Annotated in this window: 15 protein-coding genes; 9 read left to right on the top strand and 6 right to left on the bottom strand. The window is 70.6% G+C overall.

Features of this window, described 5'->3' with window-relative positions; all coding sequences use genetic code 11:
* Nucleotides 1–12: 12 nt before the first annotated feature.
* Together ACFQ7F_RS23645 and ACFQ7F_RS23640 are read right to left on the bottom strand one after the other, a co-directional pair.
* Nucleotides 13–2658, bottom strand: a complete 2646-nt coding sequence (locus ACFQ7F_RS23645; RefSeq protein ID WP_383273521.1) for a discoidin domain-containing protein — start codon at nt 2656–2658, stop codon at nt 13–15.
* Between the two features lie 417 nt (nt 2659–3075).
* Nucleotides 3076–4182, bottom strand: coding sequence for a threonine synthase (locus ACFQ7F_RS23640; RefSeq protein ID WP_383273519.1), 1107 nt, complete (start codon nt 4180–4182; stop codon nt 3076–3078).
* Between the two features lie 257 nt (nt 4183–4439).
* On the opposite strand from ACFQ7F_RS23640, the gene ACFQ7F_RS23635 reads away from it, so the two are divergent.
* From ACFQ7F_RS23635 to ACFQ7F_RS23595, 9 genes are all read left to right on the top strand, one after another.
* Nucleotides 4440–6014 (top strand): S8 family serine peptidase, encoded by a 1575-nt coding sequence (locus ACFQ7F_RS23635; RefSeq protein ID WP_383273517.1) that lies wholly within the window; start codon nt 4440–4442, stop codon nt 6012–6014.
* A 205-nt stretch (nt 6015–6219) separates the two neighbouring features.
* Entirely contained in the window at nt 6220–7491 is a 1272-nt protein-coding gene (locus ACFQ7F_RS23630) for a DUF4190 domain-containing protein (protein WP_383273515.1), read from the top strand.
* A gap of 141 nt (nt 7492–7632) precedes the next feature.
* Nucleotides 7633–8898 carry an alpha/beta hydrolase fold domain-containing protein gene (locus ACFQ7F_RS23625; protein WP_383273513.1) on the top strand — a complete coding sequence of 422 codons (1266 nt, stop codon included), beginning with the start codon at nt 7633–7635 and terminating at the stop codon, nt 8896–8898.
* Nucleotides 8899–9102: 204 nt separating this feature from the next.
* The gene (locus ACFQ7F_RS23620) at nt 9103–9855 is read left to right on the top strand and encodes a GntR family transcriptional regulator (RefSeq protein ID WP_383273511.1); all 753 of its coding nucleotides are present in this window, start codon (nt 9103–9105) and stop codon (nt 9853–9855) included.
* A 179-nt stretch (nt 9856–10034) separates the two neighbouring features.
* Nucleotides 10035–11729: a purine-cytosine permease family protein gene (locus tag ACFQ7F_RS23615; protein ID WP_383273509.1), complete on the top strand. Its 1695-nt coding sequence runs from the start codon at nt 10035–10037 to the stop codon at nt 11727–11729.
* A 204-nt stretch (nt 11730–11933) separates the two neighbouring features.
* Nucleotides 11934–12125 carry an SPOR domain-containing protein gene (locus ACFQ7F_RS23610; RefSeq protein WP_383273507.1) on the top strand — a complete coding sequence of 64 codons (192 nt, stop codon included), beginning with the start codon at nt 11934–11936 and terminating at the stop codon, nt 12123–12125.
* 10 nt (nt 12126–12135) lie between these two features.
* Entirely contained in the window at nt 12136–12522 is a 387-nt protein-coding gene (locus tag ACFQ7F_RS23605; protein ID WP_383273505.1) for a (deoxy)nucleoside triphosphate pyrophosphohydrolase, read from the top strand.
* 159 nt (nt 12523–12681) lie between these two features.
* Complete coding sequence (locus tag ACFQ7F_RS23600; RefSeq protein ID WP_383273503.1) at nt 12682–13098, top strand: ATP-binding protein; 417 nt, start codon at nt 12682–12684, stop codon at nt 13096–13098.
* 166 nt (nt 13099–13264) lie between these two features.
* Nucleotides 13265–15883, top strand: coding sequence for a SpoIIE family protein phosphatase (locus tag ACFQ7F_RS23595; RefSeq protein ID WP_383273501.1), 2619 nt, complete (start codon nt 13265–13267; stop codon nt 15881–15883).
* A gap of 21 nt (nt 15884–15904) precedes the next feature.
* On the opposite strand, the gene ACFQ7F_RS23590 is transcribed toward ACFQ7F_RS23595, so the two are convergent.
* The 4 genes from ACFQ7F_RS23590 to ACFQ7F_RS23575 all read right to left on the bottom strand — a co-directional run bounded on the left by ACFQ7F_RS23590 (nt 15905) and on the right by ACFQ7F_RS23575 (nt 21704).
* Nucleotides 15905–16618, bottom strand: coding sequence for a PspA/IM30 family protein (locus tag ACFQ7F_RS23590; RefSeq protein ID WP_383273499.1), 714 nt, complete (start codon nt 16616–16618; stop codon nt 15905–15907).
* A 55-nt stretch (nt 16619–16673) separates the two neighbouring features.
* Nucleotides 16674–18767 carry a TPM domain-containing protein gene (locus ACFQ7F_RS23585; RefSeq protein ID WP_383273497.1) on the bottom strand — a complete coding sequence of 698 codons (2094 nt, stop codon included), beginning with the start codon at nt 18765–18767 and terminating at the stop codon, nt 16674–16676.
* A gap of 103 nt (nt 18768–18870) precedes the next feature.
* Nucleotides 18871–20283 carry a glucoamylase family protein gene (locus ACFQ7F_RS23580; RefSeq protein ID WP_383273495.1) on the bottom strand — a complete coding sequence of 471 codons (1413 nt, stop codon included), beginning with the start codon at nt 20281–20283 and terminating at the stop codon, nt 18871–18873.
* A 179-nt stretch (nt 20284–20462) separates the two neighbouring features.
* A complete protein-coding gene (locus ACFQ7F_RS23575; protein WP_383273493.1) occupies nt 20463–21704 on the bottom strand; it encodes a glycoside hydrolase family 1 protein in 1242 nt (413 codons plus the stop codon).
* Nucleotides 21705–21748 lie beyond the last annotated feature (44 nt).

Raw genomic sequence — 21748 nt, 5'->3', positions numbered from 1 at the left:
GTGCCTCCAGGCTCAGTCGGTGACGGTGAGGTCGTTCAGGACGGGGGGCTTCTTCGCCGCCTTGACCGTGAGCCTTACGTAGCGGACCGGTTCCGCGTTCGGCGCGTGCCATGTGCGGCCGTCCGCCGATGTCGCGACGCTGTGGCCCGCGGGCTCGACCTGCCACTTCGGAGTGACCGCGCCGACCCTGGACGGCCGCCCCAGGTCCACGGTCAGGGCCGCCTTCCCGGCGGTCGGCGACCAGGCGGTTACCGGGCTGCCGTCCACCGCTGCCGCCGCGTACAGGCCCGGGTCCTCGGAGGTCGCCTTCGCCGGGCGGCAGCGCGCCAGATCCGTCGTCGGCGTCAGGTCGGGCCGGCGCGTCCTGAGGACGACCGGGGAGTCCTCGCCGACGGTGACCCGCCCCTTCGGGGAGTCGATCGCGAACGGGCTTCCCGAAGTGAGCCTCACCGTCGTCTCCTTGGGGCCGATCGCGATGTTGTACGTACGCCCGCGCCACCGCATCCCGTGCAGTGTCACGCCCTTCCTGAGCTGGGGCGGAAGCGTCGGATCGAGCTTCACGGAGTCCTCGAGCAGCCGCAGCCCCGTCAGGCCGTGCGTGAACACCTGCAAGAAGCCGCCCTTTCCGGTGAGGAAGTCCTGCGCGGGTGAGCCCGCGAGCGCGTCGCCCGCGCCCGCCTTGTCGCCGCGCGCCTCGGAGAACAGGGCGAACGGACGGCGCATGAAGGGACGTACGGACCGCTGGAGGAAGGTGTACGCCGAGCAGCCCGGCTCACCGATCGCGGCGGCGTCGATCGCGTGCACGGAGTCCGTCATCGCGGGTCCGTCCGGATCGGTGCGCGCGCTGTAGTAGTCGAGGGTCGCGGCCGCGGCGCCCTTGGGCATGGGCCAGTCCAGCGGGTAGGTGAGCAGCACGGTGTCGGCCTGCTTGATGGTCGAACCGGCGTAGCCCGCGTACTGGAGGTAGATCTTGCGCTTCGGGTCGTACGGGATGCGGATGCGGTCGGCGGTTCTGGTCCACGCGGCCGGGGCGGCCTTGTCGAGCATGCGGGCCGCGCGTACGGCCGAGCGCAGGGCGGTGGCGGCGACCGCGTTCGTGTAGACGCCGTCCGTCACGCCGTTGCTGTACTCATCGGGGCCCGCGATGTTCTGGATTGAATAACTGCCGTCTTCATTGCGGGTGGTACGCGACGTCCAGTACTCGGCGATGCCCTTCAGGAGCGGCCATCCGCGCGAACGCAGCCAGTCGCGGTCACCGGTCGCGAGGTAGTACTGCCAGGCGGCGAGCGCGATGTCGCCCTGGAGGTGGTTCTGCTGGACGCAGTGCGGCGGGTACCAGCTCTGGCACTCCGACCACAGGGCGCCGCGGCTCGCGCTCGTCCAGGGGTAGAAGAGGCCCTTCACCGCCGTCTTTGCCGCGTTGTCGCGGGCGGCCTCACTGGTCGCGTGGCGGTACTCCAGGACGGGAAGGGCGAGTTCGGGGCGGGTCGCGAGCAGCGCCGGGTACATCCAGGTCTCGGCGTCCCAGAAGATCATGCCCGCGTAGTTGTCGCTGGAAAGACCGGCGGGCGCGATGCTGTCGCGCGAGCCCCGGCGCGTGGACGACAGGAGTCCGTACTGGGCCGAACGCGTCCAGAGCTGGAGATCGGGCTGCCCGGGGACCTCGATGTCGGACGACCACAGCTGCCGCCAGGCCGCGGTGTGCCCGGCGAACAGCGCGGGCCAGCCGCGGTCGGCCGCGCGCAGGGAGACGGCGCGGGCGTCGGTGTGCGGGGTGCGCGAGGTGGCGGCGGTGTCGACACCGACGTACTTGGTGACGTCGTACGTCCGGCCCTCGTGGACGGGGAAGACGGCGGACTGGCTGACACTCAACTTCCGCGCCTGGACGGCCTGGCGGGCCTGTCGGGGGCTTCCAGGGGCCATCAGAGTGGATGCCACCGCGCCGTCCGTGCGGGTGCCGTCGGTGCGGAAGGCGACCTCCATGGTCCGCTCCCCGCTCGCGCCACCGCCGGTCTGCGTCATCCGGCGGGCGCCCCGGCCGTCGATGCGGTCGGTGACCTGCGCATCGCCGGACCAGTGAGGGGTCAGACGCAGGCGTACGGCACCGGTGTGGGCGTGGTCGCGGTCCGTCAGGACGTCGTAGGTCAGGCGGGTGCGGCGGCCGTCGCCGGTGATCCAGGTGAGCGAGGTCCGGACGAAACCGCAGCGGAGGTTCAGGGTCTGCCGGTACTCCGACACGCGGCTGCGCGGGCCGTACGTCTCACCGCCGACGGTGACGTCGAGCGCCGTCCAGGTGGGCAGCGCCGCGATGGCCTCGCGGCCCGCGGTGTTGCGGGGCCCGCGCGCGTAGAGGCCCGCGGCGAAGGCGCCGTCGTAGCGGGGGGTGTAGAGGGGCCAGCCGGTCTTCTGGCCCTTGACCGGCGCGGAGTAGCCCGCTCCGGAGGGCGGGACGCGGGTGCCGAGGTATCCGTTGCCCACGTAGGGGGCGTACGTGTCCTTCGGAGAGGTGCGACGCGTGGTGGAGGGGGCCCAGCCCGGGGCGGGGGAGCAGTCCGGGGTCCTGTGCCGGGGCTGGTCGGCTTCCGGTACGGGGACAGGGGCGGGGGAGGCGGCGGCGAGGAGCGTGGTCGCAAGGAGCGTGGCGGTGAGGAGTGTCACGGGGGTGACGATGCGCGGGCGCGCCACCGGATGCGGGGCGGCGCGCCCCGGGGTCCCACGGGTGGACGCTCGCCCGGCCACCCCGGACCAGCCCTCTTTCAGGCGCGCGCCGGTGTGGATTTCAGACGCGCGCTGATCCGGGCGCCGGACGCGTGCCGGTCTGGGCCTCAACGCGTGCTGGCCCGGAGTTCACACGCGTAACGGCCTGGGTCTCAGACGCGCGCTGATCCGGGCGCCGGACGCGTGCCGGTCTGGGCCTCAACGCGTGCTGGCCCGGAGTTCACACGCGTGACGGCCCGGGTCTCAGACGCGCGCTGATCCGGATGCCAGACGCTCGCCGGTTCGGCTCCGACACGCTCGCCAGTCCGGATCTGGGACGCGTGTCGGTCCGGGCTCAGGCGTGAGTCGGCGCGGATCTCACGCGCTGGGCAGGCCGGATTTCAGGCCCGCTCCGCACAGCGGTACCACCGCCGTGCGGTCGCCGAGGGCGCCGTCCCGCACAGCCGCCCAGCACGCCACCCCGGTCGCCTCGACGTACAAGCCGCGCCCCGCCAGATCCAGCTGCGCGGACCGGATCTGATCCTCCGTCACCGTCAGGAAGCCGCCGCCGGATCCGCGTACCGCCCGCAGGATCTGCCGCGCGCGAGGCGGTCGCGGAATCGCGATGCCCTCCGCGAGCGTGGGTGCCATCGGGGTGTCGCCCAGGGGCTCGTCGGCGCCCGCGTGCCAGGCGTCGGCCAGCGGGGAGACCGCCGCTGCCTGCACGGCGTACAGCGTGGGTGCCTTCGCGATCAGGCCCGCCGCGTGCAGCTCCCGCACCGCGAGGGCCGCACCGAGCAGCAGGGTGCCGTTGCCCACGGGCACGACGAGCACGTCAGGCAGGCGGCCGCCCAGGTCCTCCCAGAGTTCATGGACGTACGTCTTGGTGCCCTGCAGGAAGTAGGGATTGTGGACGTGCGAGGCGTAGAAGGTGCCGGGTGCGTCGGCCGCCTCCCGCGCTGTCCGTGCCGTCTGCTCACGGTCACCGGGGACGACTTCGAGCCGCGCCCCGTGCGCGCCGATCTGCTCCAGCTTCTTCGGCGACGTGCCCTCGGGGACGTACACGGTGCAGGGCAGCCCGGCCCGCGCGCAGTACGCGGCGACCGCCGTGCCCGCGTTGCCGCTGCTGTCGGCGATCACCCGCTCCGGGGCGAGCCGCAGCGCGAGCGCGGCGAGCACGACCGCACCGCGGTCCTTGAAGGAGAGCGTCGGCATCAGAAAGTCGAGCTTGGCCGAGATCGCGCCATCCAGCGGTACGAGCGGTGTGCGGCCCTCGCCGAGCGAGAACGCGGGGGCGGGCAGCGGCAGGGACTCCGCGTACCGCCACAGGGAATTGACTCTTCCGTTGAGGGACTTCAGCGGCGCTGGATTGGGGGAGAAGTCCAGGTCGAGCGGCCCGCGGCAGACGGGGCAGCACCAGGCGAGAGTCCCCGCTGGGACACGGGTTCCGTCGGTGGGGCAGAAACAATCCGGCAATGCTGTCATGTGGGCAGGCTAGTTGGGGCCGATGTGTCATGACGGGTGCGTGGCGGTCATGTTACGTCCGGTCCTGACCCTTGTGGGATTCCTATGGGTCCGCCAATCTTTCGTCCCGACGGTGGCAAGAATGGGCATGTCGCTTGACATGTCCCTGACTGCATGTCTCTGAGTCCTGCCTCCGTGCGTGTGGGCACCACGAGCACCACCAGAACCGCCAGCACCTTCCCCCACCAGCGCACCACCTATTGAGGAGGACCCCTCAGATGGCAGTGATGCGTCATACCCGCCGAAGACTGGCCGGGATCAGCGCGGCAGCAGTCGCGGCCCTCACCCTCGGCGTCGTCTCCGCCCTTCCCGCGGATGCTCGGCCGGGCCAGGCCGAAGGCACGGTCGAGAACGCCGGAGTCCCCGGCGCGATACCCGGCAGCTACATCGTCAGCCTCGACGAGGACGCCGCGAAGGCGGGCTCCAAGGCGGGCAAGGAACTCGCCCGGGAGTACGGCGCCGAGATCAAGCGCACGTACAAGAAGGCCCTCAACGGCTACGCGGTCGAGCTCTCTGCGGCCGAGGCCAAGAAGTTCGCCGCGGACCCGGCGGTCGAGTCCGTCGTGCAGAACCGGACGTTCACGGTCGACGCCACCCAGCCGAACCCGCCGTCCTGGGGCCTGGACCGCATCGACCAGAAGACGCTCCCGCTGAACAACTCGTACACCTACCCGGACTCCGCCGGTGAGGGTGTCACGGCGTACGTCATCGACACCGGAGTCCGCATCAGCCACAGCGACTTCGGCGGACGCGCTTCGTACGGATACGACGCCATCGACAACGACAACACCGCGCAGGACGGCCACGGCCACGGCACGCACGTCGCGGGCACCGTCGCGGGAACCCTGCACGGCGTCGCCAAGAAGGCCAAGATCGTCGGCGTCCGTGTCCTGAACAACCAGGGCTCGGGCACCACGGCGCAGGTCGTCGCCGGCATCGACTGGGTCACCCAGAACGCGGTCAAGCCCGCCGTCGCGAACATGTCGCTCGGCGGCGGCGCCGACAGCGCCCTGGACACGGCCGTACGCAACGCCGTCGCGTCCGGCATCACCTTCGCCGTCGCGGCCGGCAACGAGTCGGTCGACGCCTCGACGCGCTCTCCCGCGCGCGTGAGCGAGGCCATCACGGTCGGCGCCACCACGAACACCGACGCCAAGGCGAGCTACTCCAACTTCGGCACCATCCTGGACCTGTTCGCGCCCGGCTCGTCCATCACCTCGTCCTGGAACACCAGCGACACCGCGACGAACACCATCTCCGGTACGTCGATGGCGTCCCCGCACACCGCGGGCGCCGCGGCGCTCTACCTCGCGGACAACCGCACGGCAACCCCCGCGCAGGTGTCCGCGGCTCTGGTCAGCGCGGCCTCCACCGGCGTCGTCACCAGCCCCGGATCGGGCTCGCCCAACCGCCTCCTGAACGTGGGCACGGGCTCGACGAACCCGCCGGGCTCCAAGTTCGAGAACGCGACCGACTTCGCGATCAACGACAACGCCACGGCCGAATCGCCGGTCACCGTGAGCGGCGTCCCGGGTTCGGCTCCGGCCGCCCTGAGCGTGCCGGTCGCCATCAAGCACACTTACGTGGGCGACCTTCAGGTGCAGCTGACCGCGCCCGACGGCACCGCGTACACGCTGAAGGGCTATGGCACCGGCGGCAGTTCGGATGACATCAACACCACGTACACGGTGAACGCGTCCTCCGAGACGGCCAACGGGACGTGGAAGCTGCGGGTGAGCGACAACGCGGCGCAGGATGTCGGGAAGATCGACTCCTGGGGGCTGCAGTTCTGAGCAGCTTCTCCTGGCTCTCGGCAGCTTCTTCTCCTAGCTTCTTCTAGCTTCTCTCAGTTCTCGTTCTCTGGTTCTCGTCCTCGCGGTACGGCTTCGGGTCCGTGATCCGGCCTGCCGCGAGGACGAGGTGCGCCTTGCGTACGCTCATTCGATGCGAAGCCCCGCCCGCACCGACTGAACCGTCCGAACCAGGAGCACGCCACCCGTGGACATCCCCCCGCCGCCCGACCTCGGTGGCCGCCCTCAGCAGCCGTACGGGCAGGCCCCTTACGGACCGCCGCCCGCGCAGCCTCCGTACCCGGGCGGACCCCAAGGGCCGTATCCGGGCGGGCCCCAGGTGCCGTACCAGCGATGGCCCGGCGAGTACTCCCCGTACTCCCGCCCTCCGGTCAACGGTTTCGCGATCGCCTCGCTCGTCCTCGGCATCCTCTGCTTCCTGCCCGCCGTCGGCCTGATCCTCGGCCTCGTCGCACTCGCGCAGATCTCGAAGAAGGGCGAGCGCGGCAAGGGCATGGCGATCGCGGGCAGCATCCTCTCCGTCGTCGGCATCGTGCTCCTTGTGCTCGCCGTCACCACCGGGGCCGCACGCGACTTCATGCACGGCTTCAGGGAGGGGGCGCGCGATGCCGCACGGAGCAACTCCGGGTTCCCTGTCGGCAAGGGGGAGTGCTTCAACGTCCCCGGCGGCAAGCTCGGAGGGGCCGAGCACGCCTTCCAGGTCGACGAGGTGCCTTGTGCGTCGCGGCACGACGGGGAGGTCTTCGCTTCGTTCCCGGTGGACTACGAGAGCTACCCGGGCGACTTCGCACTCACGTCCCTCGCCGAGAAGAAATGCGTGGATCTCCAGGCCGCCTACGTCCTCGACTCCTGGGCCGACCGGGGTGGCGCCGAGATCAACTACTTCGCGCCCGACCGGGACACCTGGCGACAGGGGGGCCGTGACGTCACCTGTCTCTTCGGCGACGCGGAGGAGAAGCGCTCCCTGAAGGGCTCGTTGCGCCGCGACGGGACGAATCTCGACGCCGACCAGCTCGCCTACCTGAAGGCGGACAAGGCCCTCTACGACGCGTTCGGGGCCGATCCCGAGACGGAGAGCTTCGAGGACGACCTGCCGGGCCACAAGGAGTGGGCGGGCCGGGTCGAGAAGGGCCTCGCCGAGCAGGCGCGGCTGCTGCGCGCGCACGACTGGCCCGCGAAGGCGGACGCCGACGTCACCGCCCTCGTCACAGCGATCGACCAGAACCGCGAGCAGTGGAAGAAGGCGTCCACCGCCAAGGACGCCGACGACTTCGGCGCGTACTACGTGCCGGCGCAACGGCACGTCGGCGGCAAGCGCGAGGCCGCGGCCCGCAAGCCCTTGGGCCTGGCGACCACTTCGCCTCGTGACGCGAACCCCGGGGGCGACGGCGGGGGCTTCGGCGGCGGCGACGGCGAGAGCCATGAGGACGATGAGGGCGGGGCGGGCATGGCGGTGTGACGAGCGCGGGTCCGGTGGTTGCTCGGGTGGGTGTTCGTGCTGCCCGGGTGGGCGCTCGTCTGGTTGCTCGTGCACCCTCAGGCCCCTCTCACACCACTCACCCTAAGGGCTTTTTGTCCGCTTCTGTGATAGTTCTTCGGCGTGACGACCGTCATGACGCCGACCGTCGCGCCCCAGCGCACTCCGGGGCCCGCGGCACCGGACTCTCCCCGAAGGGGTAGCCACAACGGCAGGAAAGAGCCCAGGGTTTCGTGCGTCGCGCACCTCTCCCGCGGGCTCCTCGTCATCGTGGCCCTCCTGAACGCCGCCCTCGTCGTGCTCGTCGCTTCCCCGCTGCCCCGCGTCCCGCTCCTGGTGCTCGTCGCCGCGGCGGTCACATCCTGGGGGCTCGTGCTCGTGCCGTCCGCGGTCATCGGCCTGCTGGTCGGCGTGATCGCGGGGCGACGGCACCCCTGGTGCGCCGGATTCGCCGTCCTTACGGCGTTCGTCGCACTCGTCTACGGAGTCATGCCGTACGCCGCCACGTACCGAACCGCCCAGGACCACGGACAACCTCTGGCCCCCACCGCCTACTTCGATGGCATCAACTACGCCAAGGCCCCCGACGGCGACCGTACGCGCCGCTACGCCCGCATCGGCGAGCAGCGCGGCAAGCTGGACCTCTGGACCCTGCCGAAGCGGGAGGGGGTGCGCCACCCGGCTGTGGTCTGGGTGCACGGAGGGGGCTGGAACAAGGGGCACCGGAGTCAGAGCCCCGCGTGGAACCGCTGGTTCAACGCGCGCGGCTGGTCGGTCTTCGACATCGACTACCGGCTCGCCCCCCGGGTGACCCAGCTCGACCAGATCGGCGACGTGAAGTGCGCCGTGGGCTGGGTGCGGCGCCACGCGCGCGCGTACGGCATCGATCCCGACCGCCTTGTTCTGGCGGGGAGTTCGGCGGGCGGCAATCTCGCGCTCTCGGCCGCCTACACGGAGGGTGATGACCGTGTCCCCGCGTCCTGTGCGGTGCGTGACAGTTCGGTCTCCGGAGTGATCTCCCTCTACGGGCCGACCGACATGGGGCGCCTCATCGCCGGGACCGCGCTGCGTGGCGACCCCATGATCCCGCGCCTGATGGGCGGTTCGGCGAAGGCCGTTCCCGCCCGCTACCTGCTGGGTTCGCCCGCGAAGCTCGTACGGACCGATGTGCCGCCCACCCTCCTGCTGCACGGCAGCGCGGACCGTGCGGTGCCGGTGGCGCAGGCCCGGGAGCTGGCGCGGCGCCTCGACGCGGCCGGGGCGTCCGCGACGTATGTCGAACTCCCCTGGGCGGACCACTGCTTCGACGTGAACTGGGGCGGATGGGGGAGTCAGGTCGCGAGAGCGGCGATCTCCCGCTTCCTCGCCATCCGGGGCGAGAGTGTCTGATCGCGTCTGATCGCCGTCTTCTGGATCGTCGCGAGAACGTGATCGTTCCAGCGGGAACGTGATCGCCATAGCTGTGTAAAGCTCCTGCGTAAAGACCTGCACCCGCGAAAGTCATCACATCGGGTGATTCTTTGGCCTTGGGTTGCGGTCAACAACCGTCGGTTGCCAGGCTGTTGCTGTCTGTCAACCTGATGGGAGTGGCCAGTGACTTTCGGTGAACAGCCGGCGTATCTGCGTGTCGCGGGTGATCTCCGCAAGAAGATCGTCGACGGTTCCCTGCCGCCGCACACCCGTCTCCCCTCGCAGGCCAGAATCCGCGAGGAGTACGGGGTGTCGGACACGGTCGCCCTGGAAGCACGCAAGGTCCTGATGGCCGAAGGCCTGGTCGAAGGACGTTCCGGATCCGGCACCTATGTGCGTGAGCGACCGGTGCCCCGGCGCGTGGCCCGTACCGGCTACCGGGCCTCCGGCGGCTCGACCCCCTTCCGTCAGGAGCAGGCGGAGGACGGTGCGCGCGGCACCTGGGAGTCCCGCAGCGAACAGGCGGAGGCGAGCAGCGCGGTCGCCGAGCGCCTCGGCGTCCGCACGGGCGACCGCGTGATGTGCACCAGGTACGTCTACCGCGACGCGGGCGAGGTGATGATGCTCTCCACCTCATGGGAGCCCCTCGCCGTCACCGGACGCACTCCGGTGATGCTCCCCGAAGAGGGGCCGCTCGGCGGCTGCGGAGTGGTCGAGCGCATGGCCGCCATCGACGTGGTCGTGGACAACGTCGCGGAGGAGGTCGGCGCGCGCCCGGGTCTCGCGGAGGAGCTCATGTCGCTCGGCGGTGTCCCCGGCCATGTGGTGATCGTCGTGCAGCGGACGTACTACGCGTCGGGCAAGCCGGTCGAGACGGCCGACGTCGTGGTGCCCGCGGACCGGTATCGGATCGCATACCACCTGCCGGTGAGGTGAACCGACCGCTCCGGCGTACGCCCGGAATCCGGACGGGCCCGTCCGCCCGCCGTGATCGCGAGTTAACGCGCGCTCGACTTCCGTAACGCCGGCGCCATCACGTCCTGCAGCGGCTTGTCATGTACGGAACCTAACTTCATCGCCCGTACCCGCAATCCGGTCGGACGACAGGAACCCTCATGACGGACACGGCCACCCGCGACACCAGCGCCGCCGCAGGACCACCGCCCAAGCGCAGCTACGCGAAGATGGCGGCCGACGAGAGCCGCGAGGACTACTCCCTGCGGTACGCGCCGCACTCCTTCCGGCGCTGGTCGCCGACGATGGTCGCCTCCACCGCGCTCGGCGGCATCGCCTACCTCGCGGACTTCGCGATCGGCGCGTCCATCGTCTTCACGTACGGCTTCACCAGCGGGCTCGCCTCGATCCTGTGCGCCGCGACGATCATCTTCGTCACCGGCATCCCGATCGCGCGGGCCTGCGCCAAGTACGGCCTCGACATGGACCTGGTGACCCGGGGCGCGGGCTTCGGCTACTTCGGCTCGACGCTGACGTCGCTGATCTACGCCTCGTTCACGTTCATCTTCTTCGCCCTCGAAGGCTCGATCATGGCCCAGGCCATGCACCAGGCCGTGGGACTCCCGGTGGAGATCGGCTACTTGCTCACGACGCTCATCGTGATCCCGATCGTCTTCCGCGGCATGGGCGCCCTGGCCAAGGTGCAGGCCTGGACGCAGCCGATCTGGCTCGTCGGCATGGTGCTGCCCTTCGTGGTGCTCGCCTTCGAGGCGCCGGACGCCTGGGGGGCCTTCGCCTCCTTCGGGGGCACCGAGGGCGCGGGCAGCGGCTTCTCCTGGGTCGCCTTCGGGCTCGGCACGGGCGTCGCGCTCTCGCTCATCGCCCAGATCGGCGAGCAGGCGGACTATTTGCGATTCATGCCGGCCAGGACCGAGCAGAACAAAAGGCGTTGGAATCTGGCCGTTCTCGCGGCGGGTCCCGGCTGGGTCATCATCGGCGCGGCCAAGCAGCTCGGCGGCGCGCTCCTGGCGTTCGTGGCCCTGGAGGCCGTCGGCAAGACGCACGCCCTGGAGCCGATCGCTCCGCAGATCGAGGCCCTGAAACCGTGGCTCGGCTCCTTCGCGCTGCCCGCCGCGGCCCTCTTCGTGATCGTCTCCCAGGTCAAGATCAACGTGACCAACGCCTACAGCGGCTCGCTGTCCTGGTCGAACTTCTTCTCCCGCATCACGCACAAGCACCCGGGCCGCGTCTGGTACATCTTCCTCAACCTCGCCATCGCGCTGACGCTGATGGAGATGAACATGTTCGCGGCCCTCAACAAGCTGCTCGGCTTCTACTCGAACGTCGGCATCGCGTGGATCGTGGCGGTCGCCGCCGACCTCGTCATCAACAAGAGGATGGGCTGGAGTCCCCCGTACATCGAGTTCAAGAGGGCCTACCTGTACGCGGTGAACCCGGCGGGCTTCGGCTCGATGGTGATCGCATCCGTGGTGTCGATCCTGGCCTTCTTCGGCCTCTTCGGGCAGTACGCGGAAGCCTTCTCGACGTTCATCGCGGCCGGCCTCGCCGTCGTCCTGTGCCCGCTGATCGCCTGGGCGACGAAGGGCAAGTACTACCTGGCGCGCCCGAATCCGGTGAACGGCCCGCATGTCGACGTCCCCGACGTGACGGCCACGCACGCGTGCAGCGTCTGCGAGACGGCGTACGAACTCCCCGACATCGCGGACTGCCCTGTCCAGTCGGGCCCGATCTGTTCCCTGTGCTGCTCGTTGGACGCGGAGTGCAAAGACGTCTGCCGTACGTCGTCCTCACAGGCGCCCGTCCTCATGCCGATGCCGACGGTGCGCGCCGAGTGATACGGGCCCATACCGGCTGAACGGTTGCCAAGAGGGGGCGCACCCGGCAGGGTGCGCCCCCTCGGCGGTGGCCAATTGCGTACCTCTTTGTGCAAACTCGTATCCGCTGAGTGAAGGTCGGGCGTAGGCTCGGGCATATGCGGAATGCGGTTTCCTTATTGATCGAGGCGTGGCGCACGCCGGGGCGGCGAGCGGAGGGGTGCGATGAATGACGGAACGGTCGTGCTTCCCTGGCTCGTGATACGCCAGGACGACAACGGCAACCGCTACAGGGTGGGCAGGTACGCCACGAAGGCCGAGGCCGAGAAGATCGCCGAGAGCCTCGACGAGCGTGGACAGCAGCAGCTGTACTGGGTGGAGAACCTGAGCCAGAACGGCAGCGCGCCGACCGCATAGGCTCCCGCGTATGACGGAACGGATCGTGGTGGGCGCCGCCCTGTACGACGACGGGCGCCTGCTTGCCGCGCGGCGCAGCGCACCCCCTGAGCTCGCGGGCCGCTGGGAACTGCCCGGCGGGAAGGTCGAGCCCGGCGAGCACCCCGAGGAAGCCCTGGTGCGGGAGCTGCGCGAAGAGCTGGGTGTCGACGCCGAACCGGTCGCGAGGGTGCCGGGCCAGTGGCCGCTCAAGCCGGGATACGTCCTGTGGGTGTGGACGGTGAAGCTCCTCGCGGGAGCCCCCGAGCCCCTTGAGGACCACGACGAACTGCGCTGGCTCTCGCCGGACGAGGTCTGGTCGGTGGAGTGGCTCGACGCCGATGTCCCCGCGGTGGCGGCTGCGGTCGAGTGCCGCTGAGTGAGGGAGCGTGCGAGGTGACGTCTTCCGGCGCTTGAGCCCCATCTACGCCGTTCGTGCCACAGTGCGCCTTGGTGAGCGGTAGTTCCGGCGGGATATCGGGTATGTGCCCATTAACCCCATGAAACCGGACAAGGGTCCGCTGTTGCTGGTCTGGAAGTGATCGGCGTGATCGACACCGAAGGCGACTGCGCCGAGTGGGATTTTCCCGCGGACCCGGGCGCCGTGCGCACAGCCCGTGCCGTTGTCCGCGAGCAGCTCGGCGCCTGGGGCCTCGCCGTCCTCGGCGACATCACCGTCCTCCTCGTGAGTGAGCTGGTGACCAACTCCCTGCGGCACGCGTCGGGCCCTATCGGGGTACGCCTCGTACGCCCTGCCGGACCCTCGGACGCCCTCCTCGTAGAGGTGTCCGATCCGCTTCCCGACCCGCCCCAGGAACGCGACGCCTCCCCTGATGACGAGGGGGGCAGAGGTATCCAGCTGGTGGCCCGCGTGTCGAGGCGCTGGGGGACACGACAGGGCAGGACGGGAAAGACGGGGAAGACGGTGTGGTTCGAGCTGGTGCTGCCGGGTTAGAAGACTGGCAGCGTGAGGCGGACACAAGACGGTCACGGGCCAAAAAGAGTTGAGTCCGTGCTGTGATCGTGAACGCCGTGTGGCATGGCTCCGTAGTGCTGGATACTGCGGGCAGCCGCATCCGGTGACCGGTGCCGGACGTGGTGAGCTGGAGGGGACGGTTCGCGTGAGCGAGATACCAGCGAAGGCGACGGAGCAGGACGGGCCGTCGGGTGACGCTAGGGGCGTAGCTGCGGATGACGTGGTGTGGCAGAGCAGCCCGCCCGGTTCGATCTACGACTACATCAAGGTGGCCTCGTTCTCGATCGGCCCGGACGGTCTCATCGACCAGTGGAGCCAGCGGGCCGAGCGGCTGTTCGGAGTGCCTGCCTGCGATGCCGTGGGCAAGGACCCGATAGAGGCCTTCGTCGCGCCCGAGCTGCGCAGCAGAGGGCACCGCAAGATGGCGGAGATCCTGGACGGCAGGGAGTGGACCGGGGCCGTCCCCTTCCGGGCCCCCGGGCGGCCCGACGGGCCTGACGCGAGGTCCTTCGGGGGCTCCGAAGGCATCGCCGAGGTCTACGTGATGCCGACCGAGACGGAGGACGGAGAACAGGCCGCCGTCTGCATCGTCGTCGACGTTCGGGCGCTCCGGCAGATCGAGACCGACCTCGCCGCGTCGCAGGCAATTTTCGGCCAATCTCCCTTCGGCTTCCTGCTGTTCGGTACGGACCTGAAGGTCCAGCGGGCCAACCGCCGCTTCGCCGCGGTCTTCGGAGGCGGCATCGAGGATCACCGCGGCCGCACCGTCCGCGACTATCTGCCGCGGCACGAGGCCGACCGCATGGCCGCCGCCCTCAAGCGCGTCCTGGAGACCGGCGACTCCGTCACGGACATGCAGCTCGTCGGCCCCGCACCGGGCAGCAACGAACGCCGCCACTGGTCGATCAATCTCTACCGCGTGCACAGCGGTTCGGGACGCCCCATAGGCGTGGCGGGCCTCGGCACCGACGTCACCCGGCGGCACGCCGCCGCCCGCGAGGCCGCCCACGCCCGCCGCAACCTCGCCCTGCTCAATGAAGCGGGCGCCCGCATCGGCAACTCCCTCGACCTGGAGACGACCGCGCGTGAGCTGCTCGACGTCACCGTCCCCGGCTTCTGCGACCTCGCCTCCGTGGACCTCTACCAAGGGCTGCTCGAGGGCGACGAAACCCCTCCGGGTCTTGCCGACGGAAGCGCCGAACTGCGCCGCGTCGCCTTCGCGAGCGCCGTCTCCGACGCGCCCTTCCCGGAGGGCGGCCACCCCGTCGACGTGGGCGCCGTACACCGCTTCGCCTTCACATCGCCCTGCGCCGACGCCCTGCGCACCGCACGCCCTCGGCTCGTCTCCGCGGCCGACGAGGGCTCCGCGAGCAGGCTCACCGGCGGGCTCATCCAGTCGACGCTCGCCGTGCCGATGGTCGCCCACGACACGGTCGTCGGCCTCGCCCAGTTCTCCCGCACGAAGGGAAGCGAGCCCTTCGGAGAGCGCGACCGCTCCCTCGCCGTCGAGCTCGCCGCACGCGCGGCCGTCTGTATCGACAACGCCCGCCTCTACCGCCGCGAACACGAACGCGCGCTGATACTGCAGCGCTCCTTGCTGCCGCCCGACGACCCCGAGGCGTCCGGCCTCGACATCGCCTGCCGTTATCTCCCCGGCAACGCGGCCACCGAGGTCGGCGGCGACTGGTTCGACGTCATCGAACTGCCCGGCCACCGCACCGCCCTGGTCGTCGGCGACGTCATGGGACGCGGCCTGCGCGCCGCCGTCGCCATGGGAGAACTGCGCACCGCCGTACGCACCTTGGCGCTCCTGGACCTGGAGCCCGCCGAGGTCCTCTCCGCGCTCGACGAGATCGCCCGCGGCCTCGGCGACCCCTCAGGCACCCAGCAGGCCACGCGAGCGGCCCGGCAGACGCGTTCCGCGAGCGAGACGGACCTCTCCGAGGTTTACCTCGCCACCTGCATCTACGCGGTCTACGACTCCGTCACGCGCCGCTGCACCTTCGCCAACGCGGGACACCTGCCGCCCGTGCTCGTCGAGCCCGGCGAATCGCCGCTCATGCTCGACGTCCCGCCCGGCATGCCGCTGGGAGTCGGCGGAGAGCCCTTCGAGGAGGTCGAGGTCGAGCTGCCCGACGGCGCCCTGCTCGCGCTCTACACGGACGGGCTCGTCGAATCCCGCGACCATCCTCTCGACGAGGGCCTGAACGCCTTCGTACGCGCGCTCGACAACCCCGCGCCCGCCCTTGAGGACGTCTGCGACCACGTCCTGAACACCCTCGACACCCACCACGGAGAGGACGACATCGCGCTGCTCATGGCGCGCATCCAGGGTCTGCCCGCCGAGGCCGTCGGCGACTGGACGCTGCCGCGCGACCCGAAGTCGGTGGGCCGGGCGCGCGAGCTGGCCTGCGAGCAGCTGCGCAACTGGGACCTGGAACCGCTCTGCGACACGACCGAACTGCTGGTCAGCGAGCTGGTCACCAACGCGCTGCGGTACGGCGAAGGCGACATCAGGGTGCGGCTCCTGCTCGACCGCACCCTGGTGTGCGAGGTCTGGGACGCGGGCCTCGTACAGCCGCGCCGCCGCCGGGCGCGTGACACGGACGAGGGTGGCCGTGGGCTGCAGCTGGTCGGCCTGCTGAGCGCCGCGTGGGGCTCGCGCAGGACGCCGCGCGGCAAGACGGTGTGGTTCGAGCTGTCGTTGCCGGACAGCGGGGTGCGGCAGATGGACGCGGCGGAGGCGCTGCTCAGCCTCTTCTGAGGGCTGCTTCGACCGGTCTTGTCACGTAGTGGCCTTCAGGGCGGCGAGGCGGGCCGCGATCTCCGCCTCGTCGCCCAGGCTGTCCAGCTGCTCGAACTGCGCGTCGAGGGAGGAGGCGGCGAGCTCCTGCTTGCCGAGCGCCCTGGCCTCCTCGCGGCGCACCTTGTCCTCGAAGCGGCCCAACTCGCTCGCCGGGTCGAGCACATCGATGCTCTGGGCGGCGTCCATCATCTGGTTCTGCGCCTGCGCGGTCCTGGCGCGGGCCACCAGCTGATCGCGCTTCGAACCGAGCTGGGTCAGCTTGATCTTCATCGCGTCGAGCCCGGACTTCAGCTTGTCGACGACCTCGGTCTGCGAGGCGATCGTCGGCTCGGCGTCCTTGGCCTCCCGCTCGGACTGCAGCTGGCGCTGGAGCGCGACCTTGGCCAGGGCGTCGAACGTGTCGGCCTCCACGGCGCTTCCGCCGGACCGCAGCTCGTCCGCCTTCTTGCTGGCGGCGACCGCCTTGGTGCCCCACTCGGCGGCCGCGTCCTGGTCCTCCTTGTGGTCAAGTTCCAGCATCCGCAGATTGCCGATGGTGGTCGCGACCGCCTCCTCGGCCTCCTGGATGTTGTTCGTGTAGTCGCGGATCAGCTGGTCGAGCATCTTCTGCGGGTCCTCGGCCTGGTCGAGGAGGGAGTTGATGTTGGCCTTGGCGAGCTGGGCCACGCGTCCGAGGATCGTCTGCTTGGTCATCACGGCTTCCTTCTATGAAGGGTGGTCGGTTGGTGATAGGGGGCGCCGATTGGAGTCAGAACCTTCCGCCCCCGCCCATCCGCCCTCGGGTCCCGCCGCCTCCGAAGCTTCCGGGACGGCCTCCGCCGAAACCGCCGCCTCCGAAGCCGTCGCCTCCGCCGCCCCTGCCTCCGAGGAGCTCGCCGAGGATGATGCCGCCGAGGACCGCACCGCCCATGCCGCCGCCGCGCCCGCCTCCGCCCCCTTGGGGGGTGCCGTAGCCGCGTACGTCGCGTTCGGCGAGCTGCTGCGCCTGGCGGGCCTGGGCGTCCGCCTGCTGGGCCTCGGCGAGCGCCGCGGCCGGGTCGGTGTCCTGGGCGGTCTGCGCGCCCGAGAGGTGCCGCTGGGCCTCGGCGATGCGGGTCCTTGCCTCGCTGCCCACCCCGCCCCGGTGCGTGTCGATGAAGTCCGCCGCCGTTCCCACGGCGCTGCGGGCGGTGAGCAGGGCCTGGCCGAGGAGGGTGGCGGCGCGCTGACGGCTGACCTCGCGTTCGCGGGCGCCCGTGAGGGACTCGTCGAGGACCGTGTCGGCCTCCTCGACCCGGCGCAGGGCGTCGATCGGGTCGTGCGGGCCCGCCGCCATCTTCTTGCGGACTTCGGCGACCACCGATTCCGCGCGAGCGATACGGCCGTGCAGATCGGCCGTGGAGGCTCCCGCCGTGGTGCCCTCAAGGAGGCCGCGTGCCTCGGCGAGGTCGGTCTCCGTCTCGGTGAGCGCGGCCGGGAGTTTCTCAGCGGCGAGCGCAAGGTCGGCGGCGAGGCGGTCGACGGCGTCCACGAAGGTGCCCGCCTGGTCGACGGCGCCTTCGGCGGCACGCAGATGGACGGCGGCCTTGCCGTTGTCGCCCGCGTCGATGGACTGCCGGGCTTCGTTGAGGTGCGTCGTGGCGAAGACGAGGCGGTCCTTGGCCTGCTCCACGTGGCCCACGACGGGTGCGGACGCGGAGGGCGCGTACTGCTCCCGGATCGTGCCAAGCGTGCTCTCCGCGGCGGTGGTACGCACGGTGACCTGCCGGAACACCGTTTCGGCGTGCTCCAGGGCCTTGGCCGCGTCACGTTCGAGTGCGCGCAGCTGGTCGAAGCCCGCGGCTTCCGCGTCGAGGCGCCGGCCCGCGTCGGTGCAGCGCGCGACGATCTCGTCCAGCATGGTGCGCTTGGTCGCGTCGTCCTCCGGATAGGCGTCGTCCAGCTGCTGGCGCAGCTTGAAGGCCTTGGTCAGCTCGGAGCGTGCGAAGGCGAGCGCGTCGGTGAAGGGCCGCACCGCCTCCTCGCCGAACTGGGCGGTGGCGAAACCGAGTTCCTCGGCGCTGGTGCGGATCGCGTCGTCGGTCTCCACCAGGAGCTGCTTGCTCTGTCTGTCGAGCTCCGGGAGCGGGGTCGGCTGCTCGCCCGCCGCCCCCTTGCCCCAGCCACCGCCTCCGGGCGTCGTACGCGTGTTGGTACGCCGTCTGCGGCGGCCGTACGCGATTGCGGCGAGGGCGCCCGCGCCGCCGACCACCACGATCGGCAGGACCAGGTCGCCGGTGGCCGCGTCATCGCTGCCGTTGCCGCTTCCGCCGCCCGGATCGGCGGCCCCAGGGGTGGGCGTCGGAGTGGGAACGGGCCGACCGGAGAGGACCGCGCGGTAACCGTTCGCCGCGCCGATGGCCGCGCCGGCCCAGTCGTTCTGCCGCAGCGCGGGCTTGATCGCGGTGGTCGCGACATCCTGGAGCTGGGCCTCGGTGAGCTGGGAATCGACGTCCACGGAGTAGGCGTACTGGCGGTCGTGCGTGGCGACGGCGAGCAGCGCGTCGTCCAAACCGAGCCCATTGCGCTCGGCGGTCGTGTCCGCCCAGTCCTGTGCGCCGCGTCCGGAGAAGTCACGTACGTAGACGACGAAGAGCTGCAGGCCACCGTCGTCGTAGAGCCGATCGAGCGCCTTTTCGGTGGCGTCCTCGCGGTCGCCGAGCGCGCCCACCTTGTCGGTGATCTGGCCGCCGCGGGAGAGCGTGACCGGGTCGTCGGCCGGGGCGGCGAGCGCTGCGGGGGCGGACAGGAGCAGCAGGCACCACGTGAGCAGTGCGGTGGCTGTTGCTGTCGCCCGCACGGCTATGGGCGAGGGCGGCGTCACATTTGGGAGCGTATGACCGTCTTGGGGGGTGCGCGACCGGGGAGCCTGGCGGTACGTGTCCCAAGCCCCCGGCGATACGTGCCCCAGACCCCCGGCGGCTCACTCAGATACTGAACCGCTCCTTGGCGAGCAGCGGCCGCACGCGCTCGCGGAAGCCACCCGACCGGAACGGCGCCTGGAGCAGTCCGGGCCTGAGCTCCTGCGCCAGAGCGGCCGCGATCATGCCCTGGTCGAGCGCGAGCACGAAATCGCTGACCCGCCCGGTCCGTACGTTCACGGAATCCCGGAACCCGTACTCCTCGTCGTACGCCCCGAAGTCGCGGGCGAGCGCCTTCAGGTTGCCGATGGCCTGCCCGCGCGCGTGGGGGAGTGCGAGGAAGGAGGCGTGCGGGGTGACGACGCCGAGGGAGTCGTAGCCCTCGGTCTGCATGCCGATCGCGTCGACGCCGTACTCCCGGTATCCGCCCTCGGGGATGTTCGCGGGCGAGAATCCCCAGTAGCCGTACTTCTCCTCGTCGAGGCCGTGCTCGATCTGGCTGCGGACGTAGCGCGCGTGGGAGGTCCCCCAGGAGCGCGGCGCCCACTCGCTCTCCGGCACGAAGAGCGGCACCATCAGCGCCTCGAACATCGAGCCGCCCCAGGTGGGCACGAGCTTGCGTCCGCGGTACGTGTAGTGGCCCTGCCACACCCGGACGCCGTCCAGGGTGACGTACGAACCGCCGGGGCTCTGCTCCTGCTCCTGGCCGGGGAGCATGGTGCGCAGGAGGTGCCAGTAGTGGTCGGTGGGCAGCGATCCGTCGGCCATGCCGAGGTAACTGGCCATGCGGGGCTCGGTGTTGAGGGCGCCGTAGTGGTGTGGCGTCGGCTCATCGGTGTCGGTCCAGAAGCCGCCGCGCAGCTGGCCGGGGTGGGCGACCGGGTCCGCCGCGTCGTAGGGCGTGTAGAAGTACGACCAGTCGGCGTCTGCCAGGAGCTTCGCGATGCGGGGCCGCAGGGCGGGGTCGGCGTCGGCGGCTATGCGTAGCCCTGTGACCAGCCAGGCGTTGTCGACGGACGACAGGAACGGGCGGACCGGGTCGCCGGTGCCGGGCCAGCTCGTCAGGACCGAACCGTCGTGCGCGTCGTACCAGTTCAGCCAGAAGCCGTGGTGGCGCTCGAGCTTCTCGACGGCGGCGACGGTGCGGGACAGGCGGGTGTGCATGGCACGGTCGCCGAGCAGCCCGAGGCCGCGCGCGGCGACCGTGGACCACAGGCCGCAGCCGATGTTGGTGGGTGAGGTCTGGCGCGAGGGAACGGGCGCGCCGGACCCGCTGACGTCGATCTTGTCGGCGGTGAGACCGATGTCGGTCGTCATCGTCACGATCGAGTGATGCGTCGAGCGGAACCACTTCCGCAGCAGCGATGCGTCAGATGCATGAGAAGGGGAAGCGAAGGCAGGTGCGGATGCGGCGCCGAGGGGCAGGGCGGCGGCGCCGGTTCCGGCGGCGGTCGCGGTGAGGAACGTACGACGGTCCATGAAGGTCCAACTTCCGGTGACAGGTGTGGAAGGGGAGGTTCGTGGCGAGCCGGTCGTGCCGGCTGGACGTGCGTGCGGTGTGGGGATGTGCGGATGTCTGGATGCGCGGATATGTGGATGTGCGGGGACCGGCCGTGGTCAGGTACGGCCGGTCCCCGGGTCTGGTGGGGTGGTGCGAACTAGCCTTCTGCGCGCGGCAGTTCACGCGTGCGGCCGAGTCCGCCCAGCCAGATCGCGGACGGCTTGGCGGTGCGGGCGAAGGTCTCGCGGTCCCAGGCGATCAGGCCGAAGGTGGGCTTGTAGGAGCCCCACTCGTAGTTGTCCAGGGCGCTCCAGGCGAGGTAGCCGTCGATGTTGAGGCCGTCCTCCAGGCAGGCGGCGACCGCGTCAAGGGCACCCTTGTAGTAGTCGACGCGGCGCGCGTCGTCGGCGGTGGCTATGCCGTTCTCGGTGACGATCATCGGCACGTCCCCGTTGCCGAGCACCTCCGCGGTGTGGCGCAGGGCGTGGCCCACGGCGGCCGGGTAGTACTCCCACTGGGTGAGCGTGCGCTCGACGTCGTCGGGCCACGGGATCGGCCCATCGGAGCCGATCTCCGTACGGGTGTAGGACTGGACGCCGATCCAGTCGTCGCCGCGCGCGGCCTCGATGAAGATGTCCTCGCGGGGGTGGCGGTAGGCGGCGGCGACGTCCTCGGCGCCCGGCAGAGCCTGGTAGACCTGGTTGGCGATGGTCCAGCCCGCCCGGATCTCCGGGTTGATCGCCTTGACTTCCTTCATGGCGGCCCGGTGCGCGGCGATGACCGCGTGCGTGGTCTCCTCGTCGGGCGTCGGAAGCCCGGCGGGCGGGAAGCCGATGTCGCCCGCCTTGGCCTGCCCCGCCATCACGGCGATCATGTTGGGCTCGTTGATGGTGCACACATGGCGCACGCCCTCGCCGATGACGGGCGCGCAGGCGGCGACGTACCGGGCGAAGAGGTCGACGGCTCCCTCGGCGGTCCAGCCGCCCCGCGCCTCGAACCACTGCGGCACGGTGAAGTGGTGCAGGGTGACCATCGGGCGGAGCCCCCGTACGATCGCGCCTTCCACCATCCGCCGGTAGTGGGCGAGTTCGGCCCGCGAGAACTGGCCCTCGGCGGGCTCGATGCGCGCCCACTCGATGCTGAACCGGTAGTCGGTGAAGCCGAGTTCGGACAGCAGGTCCATGTCTTCGCGCCAGCGGTGGTAGCTGTCGCAGGCGTCCAGGCTTGGCTCCTGGATGTGCGTGCCGGTGCTGTGTTCCTTCACCCACCAGTCGCTGTTGGTGTTGTTGCCCTCGATCTGGTGGGCGGCGGTGGAAGCCCCCCAGAGGAAGCCGTCGGGGAACGGGAGCGAGGTGGTCGGAGCCGTCGAGGCGCTCGGGGTGTTCGGGGTGTGCGTCATCGTCAGATGTCTCTCTGGTGGGGATGGGGCGCGGGCCGTCGTGG

The sequence above is a fragment of the Streptomyces sp. NPDC056486 genome, assembly GCF_042795295.1.
Taxonomy (GTDB): domain Bacteria; phylum Actinomycetota; class Actinomycetes; order Streptomycetales; family Streptomycetaceae; genus Streptomyces.
The sequence above is the reverse complement of the archived record's forward strand: the minus strand, read 5'-3'. Positions and strand labels throughout refer to the sequence as shown.

Coding starts and splice junctions, on each gene's coding strand:
- ACFQ7F_RS23615 (WP_383273509.1), top strand. CDS start 10,035: ATGACGGACACGGCCACCCGCGACACCAGCGCCGCCGCAGGACCACCG.
- ACFQ7F_RS23605 (WP_383273505.1), top strand. CDS start 12,136: ATGACGGAACGGATCGTGGTGGGCGCCGCCCTGTACGACGACGGGCGC.
- ACFQ7F_RS23635 (WP_383273517.1), top strand. CDS start 4,440: ATGGCAGTGATGCGTCATACCCGCCGAAGACTGGCCGGGATCAGCGCG.
- ACFQ7F_RS23575 (WP_383273493.1), bottom strand. CDS start 21,704: ATGACGCACACCCCGAACACCCCGAGCGCCTCGACGGCTCCGACCACC.
- ACFQ7F_RS23640 (WP_383273519.1), bottom strand. CDS start 4,182: ATGACAGCATTGCCGGATTGTTTCTGCCCCACCGACGGAACCCGTGTC.
- ACFQ7F_RS23590 (WP_383273499.1), bottom strand. CDS start 16,618: ATGACCAAGCAGACGATCCTCGGACGCGTGGCCCAGCTCGCCAAGGCC.
- ACFQ7F_RS23610 (WP_383273507.1), top strand. CDS start 11,934: ATGAATGACGGAACGGTCGTGCTTCCCTGGCTCGTGATACGCCAGGAC.
- ACFQ7F_RS23580 (WP_383273495.1), bottom strand. CDS start 20,283: ATGGACCGTCGTACGTTCCTCACCGCGACCGCCGCCGGAACCGGCGCC.